The 26644-nt window shown below is 45.0% G+C and carries 26 protein-coding genes; 2 read left to right on the top strand and 24 right to left on the bottom strand.

Going from position 1 to position 26644, the window contains the following annotated elements:
* Positions 1 to 42 precede the first annotated feature (42 nt).
* The 20 genes from MRK00_13815 to MRK00_13720 form a co-directional block, all read right to left on the bottom strand.
* On the bottom strand, positions 43 to 846 hold the full coding sequence (locus MRK00_13815; protein ID MDR4518443.1) for a hypothetical protein: 804 nt from the start codon (positions 844 to 846) through the stop codon (positions 43 to 45).
* Positions 847 to 860: 14 nt separating this feature from the next.
* Complete coding sequence (locus MRK00_13810; GenBank protein MDR4518442.1) at positions 861 to 1391, bottom strand: CDP-alcohol phosphatidyltransferase family protein; 531 nt, start codon at positions 1389 to 1391, stop codon at positions 861 to 863.
* A 134-nt stretch (positions 1392 to 1525) separates the two neighbouring features.
* Positions 1526 to 1825, bottom strand: a complete 300-nt coding sequence (locus MRK00_13805; GenBank protein ID MDR4518441.1) for a PAAR domain-containing protein — start codon at positions 1823 to 1825, stop codon at positions 1526 to 1528.
* A gap of 29 nt (positions 1826 to 1854) precedes the next feature.
* On the bottom strand, positions 1855 to 3645 hold the full coding sequence (gene vgrG, locus MRK00_13800) for a type VI secretion system tip protein VgrG (GenBank protein MDR4518440.1): 1791 nt from the start codon (positions 3643 to 3645) through the stop codon (positions 1855 to 1857).
* Between the two features lie 8 nt (positions 3646 to 3653).
* Positions 3654 to 4343, bottom strand: a complete 690-nt coding sequence (locus MRK00_13795) for a hypothetical protein (GenBank protein ID MDR4518439.1) — start codon at positions 4341 to 4343, stop codon at positions 3654 to 3656.
* Complete coding sequence (locus MRK00_13790) at positions 4344 to 4508, bottom strand: DUF5908 family protein (GenBank protein MDR4518438.1); 165 nt, start codon at positions 4506 to 4508, stop codon at positions 4344 to 4346. It lies immediately after the preceding gene.
* Positions 4509 to 4519: 11 nt separating this feature from the next.
* Positions 4520 to 4987 carry a phage tail protein gene (locus tag MRK00_13785; protein MDR4518437.1) on the bottom strand — a complete coding sequence of 156 codons (468 nt, stop codon included), beginning with the start codon at positions 4985 to 4987 and terminating at the stop codon, positions 4520 to 4522.
* Between the two features lie 55 nt (positions 4988 to 5042).
* Complete coding sequence (locus MRK00_13780; GenBank protein ID MDR4518436.1) at positions 5043 to 5501, bottom strand: phage tail protein; 459 nt, start codon at positions 5499 to 5501, stop codon at positions 5043 to 5045.
* A gap of 70 nt (positions 5502 to 5571) precedes the next feature.
* Positions 5572 to 7074 (bottom strand): phage tail sheath subtilisin-like domain-containing protein, encoded by a 1503-nt coding sequence (locus MRK00_13775; protein ID MDR4518435.1) that lies wholly within the window; start codon positions 7072 to 7074, stop codon positions 5572 to 5574.
* A 133-nt stretch (positions 7075 to 7207) separates the two neighbouring features.
* Entirely contained in the window at positions 7208 to 8068 is an 861-nt protein-coding gene (locus MRK00_13770; GenBank protein ID MDR4518434.1) for a hypothetical protein, read from the bottom strand.
* 112 nt (positions 8069 to 8180) lie between these two features.
* Positions 8181 to 8756, bottom strand: a complete 576-nt coding sequence (locus MRK00_13765; protein ID MDR4518433.1) for a DUF4255 domain-containing protein — start codon at positions 8754 to 8756, stop codon at positions 8181 to 8183.
* A 59-nt stretch (positions 8757 to 8815) separates the two neighbouring features.
* Positions 8816 to 10375, bottom strand: a complete 1560-nt coding sequence (gene dacB, locus MRK00_13760; protein ID MDR4518432.1) for a D-alanyl-D-alanine carboxypeptidase/D-alanyl-D-alanine-endopeptidase — start codon at positions 10373 to 10375, stop codon at positions 8816 to 8818.
* On the bottom strand, positions 10308 to 10631 hold the full coding sequence (locus MRK00_13755) for a hypothetical protein (protein ID MDR4518431.1): 324 nt from the start codon (positions 10629 to 10631) through the stop codon (positions 10308 to 10310). Before MRK00_13755 ends, dacB begins: the two co-directional genes overlap by 68 nt.
* A 106-nt stretch (positions 10632 to 10737) precedes the next feature.
* Complete coding sequence (gene sucD / locus MRK00_13750) at positions 10738 to 11613, bottom strand: succinate--CoA ligase subunit alpha (protein ID MDR4518430.1); 876 nt, start codon at positions 11611 to 11613, stop codon at positions 10738 to 10740.
* Positions 11614 to 11682: 69 nt separating this feature from the next.
* Positions 11683 to 12852, bottom strand: a complete 1170-nt coding sequence (sucC, locus tag MRK00_13745; protein ID MDR4518429.1) for an ADP-forming succinate--CoA ligase subunit beta — start codon at positions 12850 to 12852, stop codon at positions 11683 to 11685.
* A gap of 534 nt (positions 12853 to 13386) precedes the next feature.
* A complete protein-coding gene (locus MRK00_13740) occupies positions 13387 to 14190 on the bottom strand; it encodes a hypothetical protein (GenBank protein ID MDR4518428.1) in 804 nt (267 codons plus the stop codon).
* Between the two features lie 45 nt (positions 14191 to 14235).
* Complete coding sequence (locus MRK00_13735; protein ID MDR4518427.1) at positions 14236 to 14640, bottom strand: VOC family protein; 405 nt, start codon at positions 14638 to 14640, stop codon at positions 14236 to 14238.
* A gap of 79 nt (positions 14641 to 14719) precedes the next feature.
* Positions 14720 to 15310, bottom strand: coding sequence for a hypothetical protein (locus MRK00_13730; protein MDR4518426.1), 591 nt, complete (start codon positions 15308 to 15310; stop codon positions 14720 to 14722).
* Positions 15311 to 15473: 163 nt separating this feature from the next.
* A complete protein-coding gene (locus tag MRK00_13725) occupies positions 15474 to 16394 on the bottom strand; it encodes a hypothetical protein (protein MDR4518425.1) in 921 nt (306 codons plus the stop codon).
* 342 nt (positions 16395 to 16736) lie between these two features.
* Positions 16737 to 17189 (bottom strand): GNAT family N-acetyltransferase, encoded by a 453-nt coding sequence (locus MRK00_13720; protein MDR4518424.1) that lies wholly within the window; start codon positions 17187 to 17189, stop codon positions 16737 to 16739.
* Positions 17190 to 17590: 401 nt separating this feature from the next.
* Here MRK00_13720 and MRK00_13715 point away from each other — a divergent pair, with 401 nt between their 5' ends.
* On the top strand, positions 17591 to 19228 hold the full coding sequence (locus MRK00_13715; GenBank protein ID MDR4518423.1) for a hypothetical protein: 1638 nt from the start codon (positions 17591 to 17593) through the stop codon (positions 19226 to 19228).
* Between the two features lie 44 nt (positions 19229 to 19272).
* The gene (locus MRK00_13710; GenBank protein ID MDR4518422.1) at positions 19273 to 21177 is read left to right on the top strand and encodes an NERD domain-containing protein; all 1905 of its coding nucleotides are present in this window, start codon (positions 19273 to 19275) and stop codon (positions 21175 to 21177) included.
* Positions 21178 to 21194: 17 nt separating this feature from the next.
* Here MRK00_13710 and MRK00_13705 read toward each other — a convergent pair whose 3' ends face one another.
* From MRK00_13705 to MRK00_13690, 4 genes are all read right to left on the bottom strand, one after another.
* Positions 21195 to 21641: a DUF1841 family protein gene (locus MRK00_13705; GenBank protein ID MDR4518421.1), complete on the bottom strand. Its 447-nt coding sequence runs from the start codon at positions 21639 to 21641 to the stop codon at positions 21195 to 21197.
* A gap of 51 nt (positions 21642 to 21692) precedes the next feature.
* Positions 21693 to 22325 carry an endonuclease III gene (gene nth / locus MRK00_13700; protein MDR4518420.1) on the bottom strand — a complete coding sequence of 211 codons (633 nt, stop codon included), beginning with the start codon at positions 22323 to 22325 and terminating at the stop codon, positions 21693 to 21695.
* A gap of 11 nt (positions 22326 to 22336) precedes the next feature.
* Complete coding sequence (gene rsxB / locus MRK00_13695; GenBank protein ID MDR4518419.1) at positions 22337 to 23026, bottom strand: electron transport complex subunit RsxB; 690 nt, start codon at positions 23024 to 23026, stop codon at positions 22337 to 22339.
* A 123-nt stretch (positions 23027 to 23149) separates the two neighbouring features.
* Positions 23150 to 26581, bottom strand: a complete 3432-nt coding sequence (locus MRK00_13690) for a response regulator (GenBank protein ID MDR4518418.1) — start codon at positions 26579 to 26581, stop codon at positions 23150 to 23152.
* Between the last annotated feature and the right edge of the window lie 63 nt (positions 26582 to 26644).

Here is a 26644-nt window from a genome sequence, read left to right as displayed (position 1 = left end):
CAACGACGTATTGTGACGAAATATGGATTTTTAGAGGTGCCCTCAATACAGAGAAATCGTTGCCTGATTCCCGATATACCCACTGGGCTGCGGCACATATTTTACCTTTCCAAATATCCGGCGTACTGCAAACTGAGGGCGTTGTTGCCAGTACAAAAAGGATGACGGCGCGTCACCTGAATCGGACATAGATGCCGGTTTGAACCGATTGCTATTGAACACGCCTGAATGTGCAAAATTTTTAAACAAGTGTCGGTAGAAATTATGACGTTTCCAGAATGAAACATGAATACCGTCCATACCCATCCATTCGGGCTCCGGTTCATAAAGTATCAGCTGGTGACGCGCCGCAAATTCACTCAGGCCTTGATACACAATTTTCACACGCGCAATGATTTCATTGCGGGAAAGTTGACAAGAAGGAAATAACAGGCGGCATAATAGCCTAAAACGGCTTTCGGGTAGTGATTCAATCGAAATTAACGGCAGGTTCGTCATCACAATACGTGCATTTTTGTCTTGCAGTTGTTGAATGCACCAAGATACCCATTGCAGGATTTGATCGGGCGTAAATCCATAGAGAATATCATTGCCAATGTCCGTCAGAAATGCATACACCGGATCTGTTTTACCGGGTTGCAGCTGCCGCCACAAACCGCATTGTACAATTCCCGGCAATTCCCGCACCAGCACCTGACTCGTTTGTCCATACGAGCGGCCATGTCCGGCAGCAACCAACACTTCGCTGGGGCTGCCACAATGTTGCTGCATTAAAAGAATAATCATGCGCAGCGACAGTGTCAGATTGCTCGCACCCAGCAAAATGATTTTATTCGTTGGTTTCAATGTCTGATTTAGCACTATGCATTCTTTGTATCGCGGTAGAAGTTGTTTTTGAAAAACAGGTAAATATAATCAATCGCAGACAGAACACTGAGAATAATGGTCAACACAAGCAGCCATTGCGGAATCATATTCAAACCGAAAAAGCTTATAAACACCAGAAACTGAAATACCGTGGCGACCTTTCCAGGTATACGTGGAACAACGTTAAAAAATGCATGCCAGTTTTTTTCCAACGCTACAAATGTCGCACCGCAAAATACCGCGATATCGCGTGCACCAAATAATAAAAATTGCCACCAGGTGATATCCGATTCGACAAACATTATTACTGCAACTGAAAGCACGAAGCATTTGTCTGCAATCGGATCCAGTAATGCACCGAGTGGTGTGTGCAGGTTAAACCAGCGACAAACCGCGCCATCCAGGTATTCGGTTGCCAAAGCGATCATGACAATAGCTAACCGATATTGCTCCGGCGCAAATGGAAAAACAAAAGCCAGAAGCAGGCGCAACAGCGTCAATGAATTGGGCAAATGCTTTAACATGGTTTAGATCTACTCAATTCCTTGTATTTCATGCAATTGCGGCACTGCAAGCATTTACCCAAGTATGATTTCATATCGATTAAAACCATACTCATGATACGTCGCAGCGTGCACCAACTGACACTATCCCTTACTCATCCACCGATCATTACAGTCGGCAGACCGGCAACAATACTGCCGCCATGCGCTGTCGTATCCCCCATCCGGACGGCTGGCCTGCCGCTGATCATCACCGTTGACGACCCTTTTACCACGGTGTCCGGTGGTCCGACACAAACACACATGTCGCCGACGACAGAGGCTGGCAGATTTCCGATCAGCACGGTGGCGACACCGGGTCCGGTGATAGGTCCGCCCACATGCGGAATAGGTGGAACAGCCGGTGTTTGCATCGGACAGGTATGCATATCTGTAATTCTGGAAGCTGGCGGCATTTCGAATTCCTTTATCTGCTTGCCATTGATCAGTTAATCATGACCATGGCGCCCTTAACCGTCGTCTGCCCGCTTGCGGACAATTCAGCAGTGGCATTGCCTTTAGCGACAAGACCGACATTTGCCTCGTGGTTGATATTAAGTCCGCTGGCGTTAATATCCGCCTGCGAAGTGATTTCAATATTATTCACGGCATCAATTGTTACCTTGCCTTTTGCACTGATTGCGATATCCTTCGGACTGTCCAGAGTAATGCCGCTGGAATTCAATTCCACCTTGTTACTGTTTTCATCCTGAATCAGGATGGATTTCTGGTCGTCGCTGATTACAATCTGATTGTTATTCGGCGTGATCAACGTAATGACTTTATTATCTTCATCAAATTCGATTTTAAGCTTGCTTTTGGTAACAATGGCTTTGGTATTGTTTTCGGCAGTCAATTCATAGGCCGGTTTTATTTTGCTGCTATAGAGACTGCCCAGAATGACCGGATTGGAAGGATCGTTATTGAAATACCCCAATACCACTTCGTCGCCGATTTCAGGGATAAAAAATGCGCCACAATCGCTGGAACCATAAAAATTAGTCAGTCTTGCCCATACGCCTTCGGTATCCGATTGCATAACCGGCACAGATACCTGGACTTTGTATTGTCCGTCCGGATCGGAATCGAGTTTTTTAACAATACCGATCTGCAAGCCCTGAACGCCGGGGGCAAGGCCTGAAGCCAGCGGTGCAGCAATTTCATGCTGTTCCGCAAACCATTTTTCGGAAAATCCGAATTGAATCTCGGTCACCCAATTGCCACTGACAATCCTGTGCCTGACTTCGGTCACCAGCACAGTGCCGTTAAAGCGGTCGCCCACGCCTTTCAGTTCGATCAATGTGCCGATTTTTGCTTTGGCGCTTCCCTGAAACGATGCGTTTCCACGAATTCTCGCCAAACCGGATTTCACCTGCTGGCCGTTTACCCAGTCGGTTAACGCAGTACTGTCGAGCGGAATGGCCGCCTGTAGCCTGAAATAGTCCGGTGCAATGATTTTGGCAAGCTCGGCGCTGTCTATATTGCCCTGACTGGTCAAACTTGCCGGGCTTGCCTGTGCTTCAGAAACTGCCTGCGTTGATGGATCCCAGGCCGTGGCCTTAACCACGCTAAATTGCGCACTCGCATCCAAGTCTGCATCAAAAGTCATTAAATCGAGACCATAGGTAACCGTCAATTGCGCACTATCCGTCACTTGCGGTTCTTTGACGCCGATTTTTCCCGCATCGACTGTCACCAGATAGCCGTTGATTTCTGCCCGTGTCAGCAAAAAATCCCAGTCGGTGCTGTAATATTGAACGACTTCCTTAAATTGGGTTTGCGTCGCAGAGACATCGGCAGTTAAACTGCTATAATCGCCAATGAGTTGCGTCATGATGTCGCTGTCTTTTGCATCGATAAAGTTGGCATTCTTGCGCCCAACGGTCATCGCCACCGCTTTATCCTTACAGTAGACAACTAGACGCGAATAATTATCACCATCGATTTTAATGTTGTGCCGGATAACAATTCCTGAAAACACACTGGTTACGTTACTGTCATACCCGGCTTTAATTTCTATCTCAGCACCCGGTTTAAAATCGTCCGAATTACTGACCGGAAAATCATTATTCGGCATATCACCATCCAGAACAACAATCTTAGCCGACGGAATCCTGTTCACGCAAAAACAGATTTCTACCGAAACAATCTGGCTCGTGTCTGCAATTGCATTGCCATTACTCAATATCGTTAATGAAATAACGCCCGTACTATCCGTCAGTGGAGAATCTGCCATTACAAATCTTAGGTGAGCGGCGGGAATTGAAGCCGCATGCCGGGCTTCAAATCGCGAAAATGCGTTAAATTATTGACACGCGCGACTTCAGGATAATACGCACTGTTCTGATAGATCCGGTAACACAGCAGGGGCAATGTATCTCCTGCTTTTACAACAACATGGTGCGTCAAATCAGGGGACTGATTATTCGCTATATTCTCGATTTCCTCATTGCTTTGATATTCGATAAACGTCAATGACACCTTGGCGCGTAACGGCACGCCATTGGGTTTGAATAACGTATAATCGAACTTGAGCGTTTCGACCCGGCCATAAAACAGAAAGCTGCCCCATTTCAACTGAACGATCGGCGCTTCATGTTTGCTTCCAACATAGGTATAAACAACGTTTCTGAGTAATTCAATCTGATTCTTGACCGAGACCGGCTGGTTATTCGATGATTTGACGATACCGGTGCCGTCGAATACCAGTTCTTTCAAAACGATTTTTTCTGGATGGCTGACATCGTACTTGGTCTCGGTTCCGGGCTGTCCCAGGACCTTGTTTTTCGCATACCTCAGGCTAAATGTATGTTCGTAGCCCGATGGATTAATCATGGCTTCGAATTTACTTTTAGAATTATCGACACTGATTGTGCCGTCCGAGCCGACAGTGCACGGTGAAATCGTCAACAACGCCTTTTTCTGATTCGCCATCTAACGTTCTCCTTTTTCGCGCATCATGTCCAGGATCAGATTGCGGCACTCGGCCAGAAGCTCTTCCTTGAGCACGCTGCGTTCTTCCTCAGAATCCAGGTTTTCGGCTTCAGTCCGCTGCACGATATTGGACTTGATAAGCAACTGCTTGATCTCTATCGACATTTTATTTTGATTTATACAATACGTTTGGAAAAATTATAGCTCAACACAATTTTTTCTATGGCGACTTCATTTTTGGTTGACCCGAAACTTTCAACCTCCCATTTCACAGGATAAGCGGAATCAAAAAGCCATCCACGTATCGGTTTTTTATCCTCATTCATTAAAAAAACACGTACTGCTTTTGTTTCAATCGCTGTGACGAAATCCCCCTCCATCACATCGATGCACCACTTCACCAAGGTCGAATCCTTGGATGCGATGCCACGCTTTAATTCCAGGTTGGGGTGCTTGATTCCTTTGGGTAGCTGGTAAACAAACCGGTTTTCACCGCCTTCAACCAAAGATTCCACTTCAACTTCAGACGAAATTCCGGATACCTCCTGGAAGGAAGTATCCGTTGTTTCTTGCGTGCCACCGAACATGACTTTAAAGTAAAATGCCGACGGCGGATAAACTTGGTTGAACTGTGTGTCAGCCATTCATTCAATTGAGCTTCGCAACGCGGCATTTACTTTTTCAAAACTTCAAGCATCTTTACCCGTTGGCAATCGTCAAACCTTCATGAACGATCTCGATGGTTTCAATCGCCACTTCATTGCCTTCCGATTTTAAATCGGTGCTGGTAATTTTGGACGGCCAGGCGTTGGTTAATGTCCATACCATGGTTGCATTGCCGCCCTCATCGAGCAGACTGATGGTCACCGGCAGGCGTTTAATGGTATTCATTTTGATGTCTTTAAACCAGTCCCAGAATTTGTTGTCGCCTTTAAAAACACCCTTTTTCATGGTGATATTGCCAAATTTCTTCATACCCGGCATCTTGATCACCGAAAACTCGGGGCTGTCGCCATGGCGGTACTTGATTTCCTCCGACTGAATATCAAGACCGCTGACTTCCTGAAACGACATGACTTGCGAATCCCATTTAACCTGGAAATAAAATTTCGGCATGGGCCATACGGATGCTGACTGACTTGATCCATCATCTGCCATAATTCACCTCTTATCTATGTTTAAAAAATAAACCGTGCTTATTCAATTGAATCTAGGAATCCGTATCGAATTATGATTTCTGCATTTGCTGCTGGAATGTTATCTCGATAAACTCGGCCGGGCGGCTAAGTGCAACCAGTACCGTAACGCGCAATATACCGTCCAGTATATCCTGTGGCGTCATGGTTTCACCCAGCCCGACAAATACGCCGAAAGCGTCTTCGGGGGTCGCGCCAGCCAGGCCGCCGCGTTTCCAGATACTTGTCAGGAAATTATTAATCATACTTTTGACGGTCACCCAGGTATTGGATACATTTGGCTCAAACACATACGCTTTGGTTGCCAGCTTGATCGATTCTTCCAGCATGATCATGGTTCTGCGCACATTGATATAACGCCAGTCAAGACTGTTTCCGTCCAGGGTGCGCGCACCCCAAACCAGCGTACCCTCGCCGATAAACGACCGGATGGCATTAATCGATTTGCCTGCTGTGGTAACATTCAAATCTTCCTGCTCGTCATGGGTGATTTCAACAGACGGCGACACAACGGCATTAAGGCTGACGTTGGCCGGCGCCTTCCACACTCCGCGGGTATTATCGACCATGGAATAAACACCTGCCATTGCGGCGCTCGGTGGCAACAGATTCAATCGACTTCTGACCGCCTGCAAAATTGTGCCGTATAACGGGCTGGCTACATTCAGTATTTTGTGTAATTCTGCATCAGGAGCAGCCGTTAATTTTGCTGTCTGCGCTTTTATATCGGCTTTTTTTGCATCGGGCAACTGACTGTTGTCTATTTCTTCATCAAGCAATCGCGTCAGTTCGTCAATATTGGCAATATTTTCATAGTTCAGTTCGTTTGTCTGGACTATCGAAGTATTGAGCCACGGATAATAGGCTGCCGCAAAATCCAGAAAATTAATGCCCAGGCTATTTCGGAAATTCTCGATGCAGTTGCCGCTCGGATCTTGCTGATCCTTATAACCGCCGTAGATATCAAGAATTGCAAAACGATTTTTCATGACATATCCGCAATGTTTCAGCATCGATTGCTGCAAGGCGATACAATCTGAATCCTTTTTTATCGACATGGCATCGGGAATAACCACCATGGTGGGTTCCTGCTCTTTGAGCAACACCTTGATTCCGGAATCGAGTTTTGACTTGTCGATCGTGCCTTCGTCGTACTTGCCGACCGAAATTACATAACAGGCCCCGCCGCCATTCTGAAAGAAAAGCAACATGCTGTGATAGAGGAAGTACCGCTGGTCTTTATGCTCCAGAAAATATTCAGTCCCATTGACGGAGAAGTCAGCTTCCGAGGCCGCATCTCCCTTGGGCTTTTCATTTTTGATTTCGAATTGCGATTTAGGCGCACCCCCGAAATAACTGATAAATTCAGACATTGATGAAATGCGCCATGCTTTATTCAACAATGGCTTTCCTTTATTGTCTGCGCGTTCTGTATACCCGATAAAAGCAGGTACTGCGGTTGCAACTTCGACCACAGAATTAGGAAACGCATTTTTTTCAACAATGTAAACACCCGGTGTTTTGTACTGCCCCATAATTTGCTCCTTTCGGTTGGATTAATGCGCAATGGCCACTTTTTTACGTTTTACTGCACTTCATGCTTTCAATCATCAGCAATGTGTTGCCGGAAAATCAGTTTCTAATGTTTTTGATTTTAATATCGTCCGCTCAATGGACGTAAACCTCGGAAACAGACTCTATTTTGCCATTAATCACTTCGCCATTGATTTGATGAATGGATGCATTGGGAAGCCGGTTGATGAGGACCTTATCCCTGAGTTCTAATGATTCTTTTAGTTGCAAGCGCTGCTGAGGTTGCTCCAGCATCTGGATAGCCTGTGTCGATTGCAGCATCTTTGCGGTACGATTTCCGGGCAACACGGCATTGCCGATTTCTTCAAACTGAATCTTGTTGTCCAGATCGGCAATATAGAGATTGCGGCGAGCCAGATCACCGACAAAATAATATTTCCACACTGTTTTATTACTTGCAAAACTGATAAAAAACTGACGCAATTGCCTATTGCCTTGATCCAGGGAAAGTAATTGTGAATCTTTTTGAATTGCAATATGGACAATAAAGCTTGGCTTCACGTGATAATCTCTGGATTCGAAACAGTCAGTCACAACAGGCGCATTTAATTCGACATAATCCGCTTCAGAAACATATGCGCCGTCATGCAATAGATATCTGCCGTCCTTATCCGAATTTAACGACTGATTATCAAAATACAATATTGCGTCATCGGGTTGTATCGCGGGCAGTGTATATTTTGAAAAATTTGAATCCCTTGAAAAAACCTTGTACGAAAATGCGAAATCATCTTGCGCATATAGTTGAAGAGTGTCCAGTTTGTCATCTTCAAAAAAAACCGACAAACGATTTTCAGAAATCCTGGACAGCAAGCCCGATTGCCTGAATAAATGGGCGGTTGCATGTGTCGGTACAAATTCGAGCGATTTACAGGCATGGTCTGTGAAATACATATGCTCAACAGTAACACTAAACAGCAATTGATAGGAACCCATTGGATAAGCTCGCTGGTTTGCTCATTGGTTTGTTAAATGCTCCACTCAAGTTTGGGACATCTGCTCAAATCACTTCACTACCGCACACTGTAAATGCAAACCTTGTGCACTGTCAATCACTACCCACAAATGGCTTGGGCATCGCAACGACCGGTTGTCGCCCGGTAATCTCACCGGCGTCAAATGTAACCATACGGACGCGGTAAAGTATCGAAGGCATGTATTTGCCGCCCAACGCGCCCCACAGGTTACTCAAATCCTGTATGGACAGATTCTCGATGTCGAGAACAAGTTTTTCCAACCGCCTGTCCATATCCGGCGTATTCTGATGATTGAACAGTGGATTTCGCTGAAAAAAACTGATCGTACTGGATAAAAATTTCAGTGCTTCTGCATAATTGGTGCCACTGAAATTGGCGGTCAACATGATATAAAGATTAAAATGAATTCCGGCATTGCGCTGCACGGCCCGTTCGCCGAATTCATGCACGCCAGGCGATCTGCGCGACACTGAATCTTTCTCAATATTGGTCAGGAAAATAACCAGCTTGTTATTGATATTGGGGGATACGCTGCCGTCCATATCGAGCAAATTGGACACAACCACCATGTCTTCGCTCAGATCGTATGCCCGCCGCAAATACTGATTCAGTTGTGTTGCCAGCAATTGTACGGTCAGATTAATCATAATACTGTCTCAGGGTTTAATCAGATTGCTAAAAACGTATAGACAAGAGGGTGCGCCCCCTACTCTCTGTCGTAAGTCCATTGCAATAATGCATCCATGGCTGCGCGCGACGAAATCGCCTTGGCATGATTGACAAAAATCACCACGATAACACGTTGTCCTGATTTGTCGAGCATATAGCCGGCCAGCGCTCTGACGTTGTTTAACGTACCGGTCTTCATATGCGCAAGCCCTTTTACCGAAGAGTCGGCCATGCGGTTTCTCATGGTGCCGTCGACGGCAGCGATTGGCATTGACGAAATAAACTCGGGCATTACCGGACTGTCAAAAGCTGCCAGTAACAGTCGTCCCATATTGCGAGCACTGATACGCTCTTTTCGCGACAAACCCGAACCGTTTTCAACAACAAGCTCGGGGAAAAACATCTGTTTGGACGCCAGCCATTGCTTCAAGGCATGTTCCGACTTATTGAGTGTTGCCGGCGACCGAGAACGGTTGGTTGATCCGGCTGTACCGAGCGTTAAATACAGCTGCCGTGCAGCAATATTGTTACTGAATTTATTAATGCCGCGTATGATCTCGGCCAGCGGTGGCGAATGATAGGTTTTGATAGAGATCAAACCTGAAGGCGCTTCGGAAATAACGACATCGCCCCGGAACACCCCCCCTTGTTGCGACCACAGCTGCTTAAACAGATCGCGTGTATAGGTGGCGCTGTCATGCAATCCCAGCAGATAAGTCCGTTTGCCACATTGCGACGAAAAACTGCCATTCAGCACGACCAGAATGCTGCTGCCATCGTCGCGATTTGCCTGAATATCAATATCCATCGCGTTGTGCCAGTCTGCCCCACAGGATTTGTTGGACAAATTCAGGTTATTCAATACCGTCAGCGAGTCGGACACCGGGTCCGTCACCACTCTGACCGCGTTCTTTACCGGATCAGGCATGAAATGCAATGCGGTAGAACGGTAATTGATCAACAGCGCTTCAGGAATGATGTTGTAGGTGCGGTAGGGTTGACCGTCGAATGCGCCGGGATCGTCATCCGGAATATCATAATGGGTACGATCCAGAATCAGATTACCGCTGATCTCATGCAATCCGGTCTGACGCAGGCGGTGAATCAGCAGCCAGAAATTCTCCAGATCCAGCTTGGGATCGCCATAGCCCTTAATCACCAGATCACCGTGCAAAACACCGTCAGTGATTTTGCCATGCGCGTACAAAACGGTTTGCCAGGAATAAGCGGGTCCCAATATTTCTAGTCCGGCGTATGTCGTCACCAGCTTCATCACCGACGCGGGATTCATGGCTGCATCGGCATTGAATGCAATTTCCGGTTGCGGCGCACCAATTGTATGAACATAAATACCGACGGCTGATTCAGGAATACCTGCCTGAGTCAATTTCTGCTTGACAGGCGGCGGCAGTTGATCAGCTGCTAATACAAGCGGGGCAAATGAAATACACGACTGCATTACAGCGATCAAAAACAATATCGCAAGTGTTTTTTGATTCATTGCAAAGGCAAAATCATGATAAGAATGCTTACCGGTTTCTGCCGCAGATAAAGAAACCGTCATCCCAGCCCGTCCGGTACTGGCCATCGCTTTCATAACGTTCCAGGTTTTTATATCCCCACTCGGATTTTTTTGCCGTTTCACAACCATCGACATAACCTTCCTGCGTGGCAGGCGGATAACCCATCAAATTATAGGTGGGCTTGGTGCTTGATGGTAACGGTCCCTCTGGCCGCTGAATCGGTTTTTGCCCGGGCTTAATTGGCTGCGGCCCTCCCGGCTCGAGCACCGCGCACCCGGCAAATGCAGATATGACAACGATTGAAACCCATACGCGAACGCGATTACCCATAAACATCACCATTCCTAAATTGCAAAACAAATGATCGATAAATTGTTAATGCCCGTAATGCCTGAATCACCTCGATTTTCCCGGTGTCCTGCATGTTAACGCCAGACTAAAGCACCGATTTCAACAATTTGCCCATTTCCGCCGGGTTACGCGTCACTTTGATGCCGCATTCTTCCATCACTGCAAGCTTTTCCTGCGCAGTGCCTTTGCCGCCGGAAATAATTGCACCGGCATGCCCCATGCGTTTTCCAGGCGGTGCGGTAACGCCGGCGATAAATCCGACCACGGGTTTATTCATATGATCTTTCACCCAGCGCGCGCATTCCTCTTCGTCGGATCCGCCGATTTCGCCGACCATGAGCACCGCGTCGGTTTCGTCGTCATCATTGAATAACTGCAACACATCGAGATGTTTCAGCCCATTGACCGGATCGCCGCCGATACCGATACAGGTCGACTGTCCCAGTCCCTGCGCCATTAACTGCGCAACGGCTTCATACGTTAACGTGCCTGAGCGCGACACCACGCCGATACGGCCTTTCTTATGAATATAACCGGGCATGATCCCGATTTTGATTTCATCGGGCGTGATAATACCGGGACAGTTCGGGCCGATCAAGCGGGTTTTTTTGCCCTGCATTTTATAGCGTGTGCGTATCATGTCGCGCACCGGAATGCCTTCGGTTATGCAGATCACCAGATCCAGCTCTGCCTCAACAGCTTCATCGATTGCCGCTGCGGCAAACGGCGGTGGCACATAAATCACCGAAACCGTCGCGCCGGTTGCTTCCTTGGCGTCCTTTACAGTACCAAATATCGGAATACCCTCGAAGTCTTCTCCGGGTTTGCGCGGATTGACACCGGCGACGAAACACTGATTGCCATTGGCGTACTCGCGGCACATACGGGTATGAAACTGACCGGTTTTTCCGGTTATCCCTTGCGTCATCACACGGCTGTTCTGGTTAATCAGGATGGACATCTGAAAATCGCTCCTTCATTGCAAAAAAGAGTTTTAAATTTAAAGACTGTTTGTTTGAAAAAGTCCGACTCAGACGTTTCCGGTTGTAGCGTTGACAACTTTCTGCGCGGCATCGGCCATGTTTTCAGCGGAAATAATCGTCAACCCCGAATCAGCCAATATCTGTTTGCCGAGTTTGACATTGGTGCCTTCGAGGCGTACCACCAGCGGTACCGTTAATTGAACTTCGCGCGCTGCCTGCACAACACCTTCCGCGATCACATCGCATTTCATAATGCCGCCGAAAATATTCACCAGAATCGCTTCGAGTTTGGGATTTTTCAACATCAGTTTGAATGCTTCGGTGACTTTTTCGGCCGTCGCGCCGCCGCCGACATCGAGAAAATTTGCCGGATTGCCGCCGTACAACTTGATGATGTCCATTGTCGCCATTGCCAGCCCGGCGCCATTGACCAGGCAGCCGATGTTGCCGTCGAGCGGGATATACGACAAATCATGTTCCGACGCTTCGACCTCAACCGGATCTTCTTCATCGAGATCGCGCAATTCGACAATTTCGGGATGGCGGAACAACGCATTATCATCGAAATTCATTTTCGCATCGAGTGCGAGCACATGGTTATCCGCGGTCAGCGTCAGTGGGTTGATTTCCGCGAGCGACGCATCGTTTTCGTCAAACGCCTGGTACAGGCCTTTGAGCAACTGCCTGGCCTCATCATGTCCGGCATCGGGGATACCGACTTTGGCTGCGATAGTCAGCGCTTCGTTATCGGTCAAGCCAGCAATCGGATCGATAAAAATCTTGTGTATTTTCTCCGGCGTTTCGGCAGCCACCTGTTCAATATCCATGCCGCCTTCGGAGCTGGCCATCAGGCACACGCGCTGACTGCCGCGGTCTACCACCATGCCAACATAATACTCTTTGGCGATATCGACCCCTTCCTCGATAAACAACCGGCGCACCGTCTGGCCTTCAGGCCCGGTTTGATGCGTCACCAGCCGCATTCCGAGCATTTCTCCAGCGAACTCGCGTACTTCTTCAAGCGATTTGGCAATCTTAACGCCGCCACCCTTGCCGCGCCCGCCGGCATAAATCTGCGCCTTGACTACCCACACATCGCCACCGAGTTCCCGTGCTGCATTGACCGCTTCGTCTGCACTGAAACAGGCAATGCCTCTGGGAGTCGTTACGCCATAGTTTCGCAAAATTTCCTTGGCCTGATATTCATGAATTTTCATTGCATCGTTTCCAGCTAGATAGATTAGGTACCAATGACAAGGTAACAGTATATATCATTATGAGAGTCTGTTATTTTTTCTCACCACTTTTACTAAATAGAAGTGTCTGAGTTTTATAAACTTTACACTATTGAGAAATATATCGACCTAAATAAATAACGGGCCTAGATATTGAAGCAAATTCTTCCTATAAAGACTGGTATGGAGAGAATAAAGAATATTTTGATATTTCTGAAACAACAATTGCGAAAGACGCAATAAACATGGCGGAGCAATGGTTAGTGATGCTTACCATGTTGAAATGCACGTAACTCAAAAATTTACAGAATCAGGGCAAATAACTAATCAATACAACATATTGAAAGTTTTAGATTTTAAGCCAGCATCGCGTCAAGGATCATTATTTTAAACTAAACAATAAAGTCTGGTTTAATTTCAAACTGAGACACTACCCCATTTTCTGAAAATTTGATTCGGCATTAAAAAAATGTGAGAAGAAACGATAAGAATTATAATTTTTTAGTGTACTGTTGTTCAATCCCGCGATCGATCGATCCTGAAATTGGCCAAGAAAGGCAAATGGTCTGACACATCGACCCGGAACGCTTCGCGGCCAATATCCATTGCCCAGTGCATAGGAAATATGCGCAGGCTTCCACGGATATATTCAGTGCTGTAATTTCGGCTGATCGCAAATCCATCCAGCAAATTCGCTCTACCTTTGGGCAGGATATGCGAATATCTGTCCTGCAAATCCCACGAAGATATAAAATCCATTAAATCGTCACCACCCAAATGGTGGAAGTTTGAAACATCCTGACCTGGAATCATGTTGAAGTCGCCCACGAGCAAGATGTCTTCCCTGCTGGCTGCACGCTGCTGAGTGATATAGGCGCCGATGACCTTGCATTGGTCATCCCTGAATTTCTGCTCGGTCATGCCACGGCCTGATTTCAAGTGCACGGCAATTAATTGGAAATCAAAGTTGCCAATTTTTACATCGGCAATAAAAGCCTTGCGTTTCTCGGAATTACCCATGTCAGATCCCTCCAGCAAACGTGGATTGTCGACAGTTATCCCGTCTTTATACAGCAGTCCAATCTTGAGCTTGCTGGTCTGTGGAATAATTGAGACATGATAATTGATGCCTTTTTTTTGTAGCCGCTGCTGCAAGCCTTGAATGGCGTTCTCGGGGTTTAATTCGATTAATGCGACAACTTCAGCATCCAGCAACCCGAGTCCTTCAGCCTGCCGGTCAAGCCGGTCATCGGTCAAACCATGAAAACCTGCCAGATTCCAGCAGGCAATTTTTGCCGTTGATTGGGTAAATGCAGTCATCGATTTTATCATCCTATATTGTTAATTGTTGTCCTTTGCAGCACTCTAAATTTGCGAACGCAACTCAACGGTATTTCCCTCAGGATCATGAATGTATATCGAGCTGCCGATACCCTGGGCGCCATACCTTTCTACAAATTTTCCGGCGTTGATACCACATGCCAGCAAATGTTTTAGGATTTCATCTTCGGTCACAGGCTTGAGTTGAAGGCAAAAATGATCAACATTGTTCCCCGTCCGATTAGGCGCCTCACCGCCTAATCGTCCCAGACGGCTATCAACGGTAACCAGATCAATCAATGCATTTCCTGCACGTAGCTGAGTTAATCCGGTTTCAACAGACGTTGCCCTTTCGATTTTACAACCCAATACTTTGCAGTAAAAATCCAGCATTTCCTGCAATTTTCCTGTTCTCAAAACGATATGATCAATCCCGGCTACTTCAAGCATGATATTTTCACCTATCCACGATAATTCGAACCGATTTTAATTAAATTCGTGTACACCTATTTGATTATACGTGCATCCTTCAACCTTCCGGAAGTGTGATGCCTAAGTTGCTTAACAAGTGGTAATAAGCAAGGACCGTCAGAATACCAAGTCCGGCGACAAGCAGAATTCTGTATGATAGCCCATGCTGGTGATGGCGTGTTCTTTGGGCATGTGTTGTCACATCCATCATTTCATCTCCGAACCAGATGGAAAGCGCCGTACCAGCGGCCGAAATGATCAGAATACTCCAGTATGGCCATGGCACTGTCAGTATTTTGTACAGAAGTTCTGTGAGTACTGTATCTGCATAATTTTCTGGTACAAAACTCAGTGCTGCGACATTGATTACGATTGCAAACACCCATACAATCAATTGCGTGACAAGCATCCGGGTCCCGAATAACAGCCGAACCGGAAACGCGACAATAAACCCCCCATCAGCAACAGGCGTGCAAAGCACGAAGAAACTCCAACTGAGCAACACCAGCCAAGCCCCAGTGGCAGCATCGAACTTCCAACTCATGTAGATATAATAAACAACGAGAATAACAGTAAGGCCGAGGAATCGCAGCAGACTCTCCAAATGGGTTTGATGTTTTGGAGAAAACCTTTCGACGTTTTTTTTCATGGGCTTCTTAATCTCCCGTTCTCATGTAAATGAAGAACATGGTCAGTGTTCTCAAAAAATTTTTATGTTGATTGGCTGCTTTTCAGAAATAAACAAAGTACGCTTTCAATTTGATATTGCCGCGTTCAGTAAACTTGTCAGTAAATTAAACTGACTGGCCGCTTCATAATAATATATGGTCTTTAGTCGGTTTGATGGGTCCGGGGCGATCCGGGCAATTAATCAGTTCAAGCCGGTTTATCTCAATGTTACGAGAAATCGCTAGCAAAGGTAAATTATTAGGTTGTTTATCAAATGGATTTTCAATTTCATTACCAATGGCATCAAGGCCGAAAAAAGCATGCGATATCAGGAATACAACAACCGGTGTCGCAACACCGGCTGTTTCAATCAAGCCAAATGGGAGAAAAAAACAATAAAAAGCAACGATGCGGCGTATCAATACATTATAAGTAAACGGTATCGGCATGTTTTTTATCCGTTCGCAAGCTCCCAGGATATTGGAAAGCTCGACCAGTTGCGCATCAACAAATGGAAGGTTCAGTTCATGAAGCCAGCGTCGGTTACGTGCATAAGCAAGATCATGTCCCAATTGCTGTAAAATTGTCAAAGGGCGGTGGCTGGATTTAAGAACAGCGCTTAAATCCTCTGGCGACAGAAATTTTTGGATTTCACCGGCCGGATCTTCGTCACGCAGGTGACAACGCATCGCATGAACAAATGCAATGACGCGCCGGACAAAAACTTCCCTGAAACGATCCAGTTCTTTATCATCATGCTTCGAATCAATCAGGGAATAGGCTTGGCGCGCCAGACTGCGTGAGGTGTTAACGAGCGACCCCCAGAGTTTACGTCCTTCCCAGAATCGATCGTATGCGGCATTGTTCCGGAATCCCGGAAATATACTCAATGCGACACCGATCAACGTAAATGGCGTGGTCGTCAATGTATTATACCCCTGAAGATTATAGTGCACTTCGATATACGTTACGATTACTGCGACCAGTGTCACCACTAAGATGCGCGGCCAGATCTCCTCGAAACTGCTGCCTCTGAAATGAAGCAGAAATCGTAACCAGCTCATTCTTCCTTTAACAATGAAATTGGCGCCATCTTGCAAGTTTAGTAAAAAAGAAGTTACACACACAAATACCGGGTTAGCAATCAAGCGTTCCATCCATCAGATCATCGGTTAAAGCCCCGCCATGGTGTTATGCAATAAGGTGCTGTGTACACAGAAAAAAACTATTCTCTAATTAAGTGCCTAACGTTGTTGCAGGAAGCGCCCAGTGGGGTGAGCTTTTCGGTATCCAAGAACTGTGTTATGCCATTTGGCAAAAAAATGACTTTTCCTGAAAAGTACGCCTTTTCTGGCGTCATCTCAAGGACAACAGAAATAATTCACCCATTGATAATACCCTTATCCCTAACTCATCTCCATCACGTTGTGATGCTCTGCACGGCGAATCTGTTGAAAACCAAGTTTCTGATACAGCCGATAAGCGCCCTGATTGGCGTGCAACACACGTAAACGCAATGGAAGACACATCTTACGCGCCTGGAGAATGAGCTGCATGATAACTTCGGTGCCTATTCCCTGGCATTGATATTGCGGTTCGATCTGGATCTCGTCCAGCCACAGATAATCGTCCTGCCGTTCTACTATGAACATGCCAACAGGATCATCCTGTATCAGGATTACATCGATTTTTTTTGTTTCCCAGGCTTCCAGAAACAGACCCAGTTCTTCGTCATCATCCCAGTAGCCGAATTCATTGATAATCAGTTCACGATAAACGGTATGATGCAAATCCAGCAGCCAGTCATAATCTGACTGTTCAACGGGTCGAATCCGGATGGTCATCGGTGAATGGGTCATTTCTCCAGTTTTAATCTAAAAATAAATTGTTGCACGCTGATCAAATTTACACTTGTTTCTCTAAAGCTGGTAAATTCTAGAATAACCAAAGGGGCTGTTAACAATGATTAAATTATTTCTGTTGTTACTGAAATGCCGCCAGGCAAGGCATGAGAAGCGAAGTTTGTTCATTCCAAATGAGCGACGAATAACGCGGCATGGTACCATTTCAGGGACAACCCGCAGGGCTGGACTCATTTTTGACCCTCAGCTGCGTTATCATTCGCTCATGTAGAGTTACTACATCACGCTCACTCTGTCTTGCTGAAGTCCAAAGGGTCACCAGCAGAAGCATTTACTCACTGTTAACATTCCCTCCTATTTTATACGTATTTCTCACGCGCTTAAAAGGAGCATATACGATGAATTCCACGCAGATCGATCAAAAAGCACAAGCTGGGCTCATTGATAAAATGCGTCAAGCAGTAGGTTTTGGCAGGGTTGAGAAAAGTTTCCTTGAAATTGACTCACCACCCGAAGACCGGGGAAATCGCCTTTGTATCAGTGTCAGTGATATTCATTTAACCGACGGCAGCGTGGGTTTTCAGAATTTAAGCAATTCCACCTGGAATGCATTTTATGACACTATTAAGCAACGTTGTATACGTTATGCAATCGATGAATTTGTCTTTGTGCTTGACGGCGACATTGTAGACATGGTCCGCAGCAGCAAATGGGTCGCGCATGAACCGCCTATCTATCCATGGGAACGGAACAGAAAGAAAGAATTTTCCGCAGTCGTCAATGCCATTATTAAAGACATCGTCGAAAACCAGCATGCGTTCTTTTTCAAATGGCTGCGTGAATTGGAAAGCAAACTCAAGCAGGAAAGCCAATTGAGTACCATTAAAACCAAAGTTGTGATCATGATCGGCAATCACGATAAGGAATTGTTTTGTGACACTGAAGCGTTAAACTATTTTTATGAAAAAGCACTCGGGCGCAATGTCAGTCAGATTCCGGATGACGAGCGTAAAATGCTGGGGCGTATGTACGGCGATGAAACATTATTTCAGGATCCAAATCAGCCCCCTTTTCTACCCTTTTATTATGGTGATACCGGCTTCAGGTTTTTTACCACGCATGGACAGTGGCGCGACGAAGCAAACTGCCGGAGTATCAAGGCTCAGGATGGCAAGCCAGGCTGGAAAACCGCCAATGGTTGGCAAATCGAAACCTGGCAACAATTACAATTTTCACCCTTTTTCGAGCCTTGTTTCGGTGATTCGGTTGCCGCCGGCGTATTATCCACTTTTATTTACAAAACCAAGAAAAAACTCAATGACGCCAACTATGACGACCCGCGACTGAACAGTATCCTTGACGAGCTGGATCTTTACCGTCCGACCTATGGCGCGGTGAACAGAATACTCAATGAAGCCGCAAATATGCGCGCACAAAAAAAGGAACAAAAAATTATCGATACCATCGAAACAACTTTATACGAATGCATTATTGACTGGCTCAGCTGGGATTTTACCTATCAGTCCTCTCCTGCTTTACGCAGAAAAGGACTCAAACTTGCCAAACGGTTTCTGGAAATCATGGAGTCAGTCGGTCATGGGCTGGAAATCAAATCGATCGCTGGTTTGATGCGCATATTGGCACTTTTTGACAATTTGCAAAAACCCAGCGTCAAACTGTCAAAAATGAAAAAATTTCCGAGCTTCATGCCAATGTACCGGCATTACAATTTTCAAATCCACGGTGAAGGCCATACCCATCAGCCACTACAGGAAGAACCCGATATTGGTGCCGATCATCCCGCGACCTATATCAATTTCGGTACCTGGCGTGATCAGATTATCCCCAGAAAAAAGAATGGCTACCGCCGACGCAGCGTGTTGCGCGCTTTATTCATTCTGGACATCATCAATTATAATGAAAAAACCAAACACATGTTACCGCGCACTTTTGATTATTTTGTCGAAGATATCGTCCATTGGAGTGATGCCAAAGACGCTATGAATCAAAGCGGACATTCCGAACCGCGCACCTGACATGTTGGCAATTAAAAAGTTTCAACGCAACAGGACTGTAATCGATGGCTGAAATGATACCTGACCAACTCCCGCGGCGCGCATCCCGGGGCGAAGAGAGACTATTCAACATTCTCAAACGGTTGCCGGATGATTATATCGTGTATTACGAGCCGATTATCGAGAATCGTTATCCTGATTTCATTGTCATCTGTCCGGACATGGGATTGATGGTTATTGAAGTCAAGGGTTGGTATCCTAAAGATATTATTGCAGCCGACAGTCACCTTGTGTTGGTTAAAGGACAGCACGGGGACACGCGACATGTCCATCCAGTAAGACAGGCCAGAGAATATATGCTGGCCCTTATGGATCAATGCAGACGACATACAGCCAGCAAACGTCTGCTGACGAGAAACAGCCTGCACCAAAACAAATTTATTTTCCCGTTCGGGCATTTTGCTGTTCTGTCCAACATCACTTCGGACAATTTAGCCAGTCACCCTTCTGGAATCCTGACCTCAATTTTTCCACCAAACAAAAATATAACGCGGGAATTCCTCATAGCATGGTCTGAAAACCCGGCTTTATCCGAAAATGATGTGTGCAAACTGCTACATGAAAAGTTTTATCCATTCTGGAAGATTCCACGACTGACAGAAGAACAAGTCGACGCACTGCGATCTGCAATTCATCCGGAAATTATCATTTCTTCGTCTATCGCTTCAACAACCAACCAACCGGATACCGCCGCGAAAACGTCTGACCTGAAAGTGCTCGATCTTAAACAGGAACAAAATGCACGCAAAATAGGCGACGGCCATCGCGTTATCTTTGGCGTTGCCGGATCGGGAAAAACCGTTCTGCTGATTTCAAAAGCACGCCTGATAAGCACCCAGCGTCCCGATAATCAGGTATTGTTGCTGTGCTATAACGTTTCTTTATCGATTTATTTGAAGTCTTGTCTTGTCGATTGTCCGAATATTAAAGTGACCCATTTTGATGGCTGGTCAAAACATAACACTATCACCCGCAAGCCGAACGAATCCAGCGAATCGCTTGGCAACAGGCTGTTGCAAACTCTCGAACAGGGTAATGGTGAAGCACACAAGTATCAAGTCGTTATGATTGACGAATCGCAGGATTTTGACGCAACCTGGTTCAGATGCGCTTTGGCGGCGATGGAAGACCCCAATGACGGCGACCTGATTATTGTCGCCGATGGCAGCCAGGGGCTTTATGCAACACGAGCCATTTCCTGGTCGGATATTGGGATTCAGGCACGTGGCCGTACAATCTACAAAAAATTTGATCTTGACAGAAACTACCGTAATTCAAGAGAAATTATTGATCTGGCGGCATTATTTGCCAGCAAAATTCTTCCGGAAGAAAAGGAAAGACAACAAGAAGATGATGGCATGCAGTGTATTCATGTCGATCCTGAAAAATGCCAGCGCACTACCGGAATCAAGCCGGTTCTGATGAAATCAGATAACCGTTACACTGAAAACACACATGTCATTATGACCATAAAGCAACTGCTCGACGGCGAGTGGTTTGGTCATACAATCGAACCATTGGATCCGGTTTATGATCCGCAGGCAATCGGCATTCTCTACCCCTATATCAGCAAGTCTAACCAGGATATATTTTCTGCTCTGTTAAAAAACTTGGAAGAATTATGTCCCGTTGTCTGGGTTAATCAAAACCGCGAATCCAGAAAAAGAATTTCCGAACCTGGAATAAAGGTTCAAACAATACATTCAGCAAAAGGTCTTCAATACAAGGCTGTTATAGTGCTATGGGCGGATCAGCTCCCGGCGTCTTTCGGAAACCACGATGAAGCTTCTGACAGACGTTTGCTTTATGTTGCCTTGACACGCGCAATTGATTATTTAGCCATCAGTGCTTCGTCAGCATCCCGATTTGTGGATGAGATTGGTCAATCGATCGCCGTGAACCGGGTATAACTGGCTGATTGCGCTGTTTAGAAAGGCTTTTTAGCTGCCAGCAATTGTTTATCCAGACAATCAAAATAAACGACGGCATCCGGCGCCGCTTGATTACGCTGCGCCTGCCATAACATTTCAGCCAGGCATTCCATGACCTGATGCGCCGCATCGTGTTCATTTCCGGTTTGCGCCTGTAACTGCAGGAAACGCTCGCAGATGCCAACCGGCTGATTGATTGACAGTTGTTCTTTGATCGCAATATGCATACTCATATGCAGAAATGGATTGGTATCACCCATTTCAGGCAAATAGTCCTTATCGCGGTAACGTTCTTCATCTTCCAGTATGTTATGGTATTCCGGGTGAAGCAATATAACGTCCAGCGCCATTTGCTCAATCCCCGCCAGTATTTCCTGTTGACGGTATTTACGCCATGCATCAAAAAATAACTGACGCGCCTGATTTCGGGATGGTTTAAACATGTGATTGTTAAAAATAGTCGTTATGTTGTAGATTGCTATCGGAACAGGTAGTTACGCCGTTTTTTCCTTGAATTCACATAATGGATAAATGACACAGCGTCCACATTCCGGTTTTCTCGCCTTACAAACATACCGGCCATGCAAAATCAGCCAGTGATGCGCATCGTGTCTGAATTCCTTTGGCACCACCTTGAGTAGTTTTAATTCCACTTCCATGACATTCTTGCCGCGGGCAAGCCCGGTACGATTGGCAACACGGAAAATATGTGTGTCAACAGCGATTGTAGGCTCGCCAAAAGCCGTGTTTAAAATGACATTGGCGGTTTTGCGGCCAACACCCGGTAACTTTTCCAACTGTTCGCGTGTACGCGGCACTTCACCTTGATACTGATCAATAAGTAACGTGCAAGTAGCCAAAATATTTTTAGCTTTTGTTTTATAGAGGCCAATGCTTTTAATGTAATCAAGCAATGCGGCTTCACCCAGTTCAAGTATTTGCGACGGTGTGTTTGCCTGAACGAAGAGTTTTCGCGTAGCCAGATTTACACTTTTGTCGGTTGCTTGCGCGGACAGCATGACCGCAATTAAAAGCTCAAACGGCGTCCGGTATTCCAGCTCGGTTGTCGGGTTGGGATTCACCGATTTCAAAGATGCAAACAGCTCACGCCGCTGGATTGAATTCATGGGCTTTTAAGTTAATCGTTGTCATTTATCTGCTGTGCACGCATGGCAGCCGCACGCTTGAGTGCAGCCTGCACGACAGCCTGTTTGCGTTCCATCTTTGACGGGGTTTGGCCACCTGATTTAAAGGAATAGTCTGCCTTGGTTTTTTTTCGTGATACCAATTTCTTTTGCTCAAGCCTTTGCAGCCTGAATTGATACCGCATGCGCGCCCTGTCAGCCCGTTTTCTGTTTTCAACAGATGTGGCATCAACATTTTCAGCCAGTCCGGTAACCGGAATCATGCTGATACAATCCATCGGACATGGCGCAACACATAATTCACATCCGGTACATTCATCGGTGATCACTGTGTGCATTTGCTTTGCCGCGCCGACTATCGCATCCACCGGACACGCACGAATACAAAAAGTACACCCAATACAGCGATTCTCATCAATCACAGCTACTGCCCGGGGTTTAGGGAGACCATGACGGGTATTTAACGGTTTGGGTTCGATACCGAGCAGCTTGGCAATTTTGTGGATTACATCGGCATCACCCGGCGGACATTGGTTGATATCCGCTTGCCCTTCTGCAATAGCTGCTGCATAAGGCTCGCAACCTGAAAAACCACATTGCCTGCAATGAGTTTGCGGCAATATGGCATCGATTTCCTTTATGCGTTCTCTTAAGCCGTGTTCAGTGAGCTTGTCTGTGCTCATGACTATATTTTATATTTCTTTTCTGGCTTTTTAGTGTACCTGTCAGGGGTGGTTATAGTCACATAAAAAGTGGTTCTAGATTGGAATTGTATATTACAAGGATAAATTACAAGCACTCAAGAATTAATGTTGGTTAACAGCAAGTTTCTTATTACAAATTAATTTTTCTAAAATTGCGAACAACTGTTCACGATTAAAAGGTTTACCTAGATGATCGTCCATACCCGCTTTTCTCGCTTTTTCGTAATCACCTTTTACGGTATTAGCAGTCAACGCAATAATCGGTATTGTTTCATAACGTTGAATTCCGCGGATAATTCGTGTCGCTTCATAACCATCCATTTCCGGCATTGAAATATCCATTAGAATACAATCGAAATCAGATTCAGAAAGTATTTCAATAGCTTGCACCCCGTTTCGGGCTCTTGATACAACCAATCCTGCATTTGTCAAAATCGCATCACCGATTTCCAGATTCACTTCATTATCATCGACCAAGAGCACTCTGCTACCCGCCAAACTATTGTCAACTTCTAATTTTACACTGTCAGACGTGTTTAATTCTATCGCTTTGACATCATTTTTCAATACCGCTTTTAATGTGTTAAATAAATTGAATTGAGTCACAGGTTTTTCAAGAATCTCGTCAATATCATAATTATTAATGATGTCATCAGTCAGTACAGAACCATTTGAGACCATAACAATGACTTTAGGTGAAGTTTGAGCGGACGATTTACTTCGCAGCTGCTCTAAAAAATCGGTAACCGGCAAATCCTTAATATCCCACTCAACGCATAACAGATCAAAATTTTCCTGATTATTTTCAATCTGTTCCAATGCTGCGTCACTGGTTGCGCATAACGTTGGGTTGATGCCTAACTGTTGTAAACAGTTTTGCATCATTGCAAGAAATGTTGGATTGTCATCCAATACCAATATGCTTTTACCCTGAAGGTGATCTGGCAATAATTGAGGTTGATTCAAGACGTTTTTGGGTATACCGAAAACTGCCTTAAAACAAAATTCACTGCCAATTTTTTCTTTGCTTTTTACCCATATTTCACCCTGCATTCCTTCTATGAGTTTTCTGCAAATTGACAACCCCAAACCAGTACCACCAAATTTCCGGGTCGTAGAAGCATCCGCTTGGTTAAACTCAGTAAATAGTTTATTAATGTGTTCTTCGGATAGTCCGATTCCGGTATCCTTAACAGAAAACTGAAGGACAACCTGATCAGCCTGATTATCTATTTGTTGTATAGAAAGTAGTACTTCCCCAGTACTTGTAAATTTTATGGCGTTACTCATCAAGTTCGTAATAACCTGCTTTAAGCGTAACGGATCGCCTACTAACCATGTGGGTGTTCCAGGCTGAACATTAATAATCAATTCAACTGGTTTTCCTTTGAGTTGCCTGGTGGTGCACGAAACCAATTCATCAAGGGACTCATTCAGGTCAAAAACTATCGATTCAAAATCCAGTTTTCCAGCTTCTATCTTTGAAAAATCAAGTATATCGTTAATAATGGCGAGTAAGGATTTCGATGAAGTTTCAATTTTTTGCAGATAATCGCGCGCTGTAGGACTATGATCTTGCTTTAACAATAAATCGTTTAAACCGATTATGGCATGCATAGGTGTTCGGATTTCGTGACTCATATTGGCCAAAAATTGGCTTTTAGCCAGGCTTGCCTGCTCTGCTTCTTCCTTTGCTTGAATGAGTTTGTTTTGATATTCTATTCGCTCAGAAATATTTTCAGCGACCGCGATAAAAACAGGTGGTTTTTCACTGTGCATAAATTGCAGCCTGACTTCCACAGGATAACGAGAATGATCTTTCCGCTTAAATTCAGTTTCAAAAATATCCACATCAATTTGCATATCTTGACGTAGGTTTTGCGTATGTTCAATGAAATTCTTTTGATGGCTATCGGGCAACAAATCCAGAAAGTTTATTGTATGCAAATCGTCAATCTCGTACCCAAGATTTTTACGCCCTCCTAAATTGACAATATTCAATTGATATGTAGAGGGTTCGAAAATATAAATTTCGCTGGATGATTTATCGAGAATTCGCCCAAAATAACCTTCAATTTCGGAAAAAGAAGCGTAAATTCTCTGACGCATATGATTGATTGATTCGACTAGCGTATCCAGTTCGTCAGAATCGTTCCGGTTTCTTCTATTAGGCCGCTCAAGTATTAATGGATTGCTTAGCTTTTCTTTATCTAAGGTAGAAGCGTACATACTAATATTTATAAGATGCTGGCCAACTATTTTGTAAAATAGAGTGAGCATAATCAAGCTAATAACAATCGCTTTCAGCGTTTCTGTCAATATGATGGTTTTAAAGTGCTCGATTATCTGTTGGTCAATCAAGTTATGATCATAGGCGACTATTAGCGTGCCTAAACTAACTGTATTGCCTCTGTAACTAAAAGTTAATGGTACTTTTCTGGACAAAATATCGAGCGGTATTTTTTGCCCTTTTTGAAAAAGTGCCTTTCCATCTTTTTCTATCTCAATATAACTGACCGAAGATAGCGCATAAATCCCTTCACCAAGTAATCCAATCTGATCATAGTCAGCAATCCACAAGCTGTTTTCAATACTATTCTTATAACTCAAAACGATTTGATTTAGCGACCCCTGTTTTTGTTCAACAATCTGTTTATACTCCAGTTTCATTAAAAAGAAGGTGCTAATAAATGTAAACAAAATACTGAACAAAAAAATGTAAACCATCATTTTAAAGCTCACACTAAAAGAATACCTTCTATTGGTATTTTTCTGTGTGCAAAAGTCCCTTTGCAGCCATGCCATAAAATGAGCAACCAGCAGGATGATGAACAGTAAAATCAGTATTGATAGCACGAGTAATCCAATCTCTGACCCGGCAGACTCAAAACTGGTCAATGGATTATCGGATACAAATATGGTTGCAGTCATCCCCGTATAATGCATACTGAATATCGCAATTCCCATGAAAAATGCGATAGAAACTTTTGATTTTTGATTCGTTTTAAATCTGTTGTTGGCAATTTTTAACCATAAGGCTGTTACTGATATGGTTATCGCTATCAAGACTGAAGCAATAAACAGATTGGGTTTGTAATAGTACGCACCTCCATCTATGTGCATGGCAGCCATACCTGTAAAATGCATTGCTGCTATTCCAATGCCCATCGCCAAACCACCAATAACTATTTTGTGTGGCGATACAGGTTGAGTATTCGCATAAGAAAAACTAAACCAGGCACTAGAAACTGCCAATACAAAAGAAAGAACTGTTAAATCGGTATCATAAGAAACAGGCAAAGGAAGTTCGAGCGCCAGCATAGCGGTAAAATGCATGGACCAAATCCCGCTGCCCATTGTAAAAGCACATATGCCGGTTGCAAAACGTTTGGCGGAAAGAGAAAACCCATCTCTCCAAATTGTGAAGTTAAATGCAACATACGAACCCAAGACGGCAACACAATAAGATAAGACTACAAGCCAAATATTATGCGTTACAGGAATGATGTTACTCTGACTCGGTAAATCAAACATAAATGTTAACCAGTAAAACCTTTTCTAGTCGGAGTTATAACTTTTATTTTCTAATGTTGTGCA

Source organism: Nitrosomonas sp. (genome assembly GCA_031316255.1).
In the GTDB taxonomy this organism is placed as follows: domain Bacteria; phylum Pseudomonadota; class Gammaproteobacteria; order Burkholderiales; family Nitrosomonadaceae; genus Nitrosomonas.
Note: the sequence above shows the minus strand (reverse complement) of the source record. Positions and strands in the feature narration are given on the sequence as shown.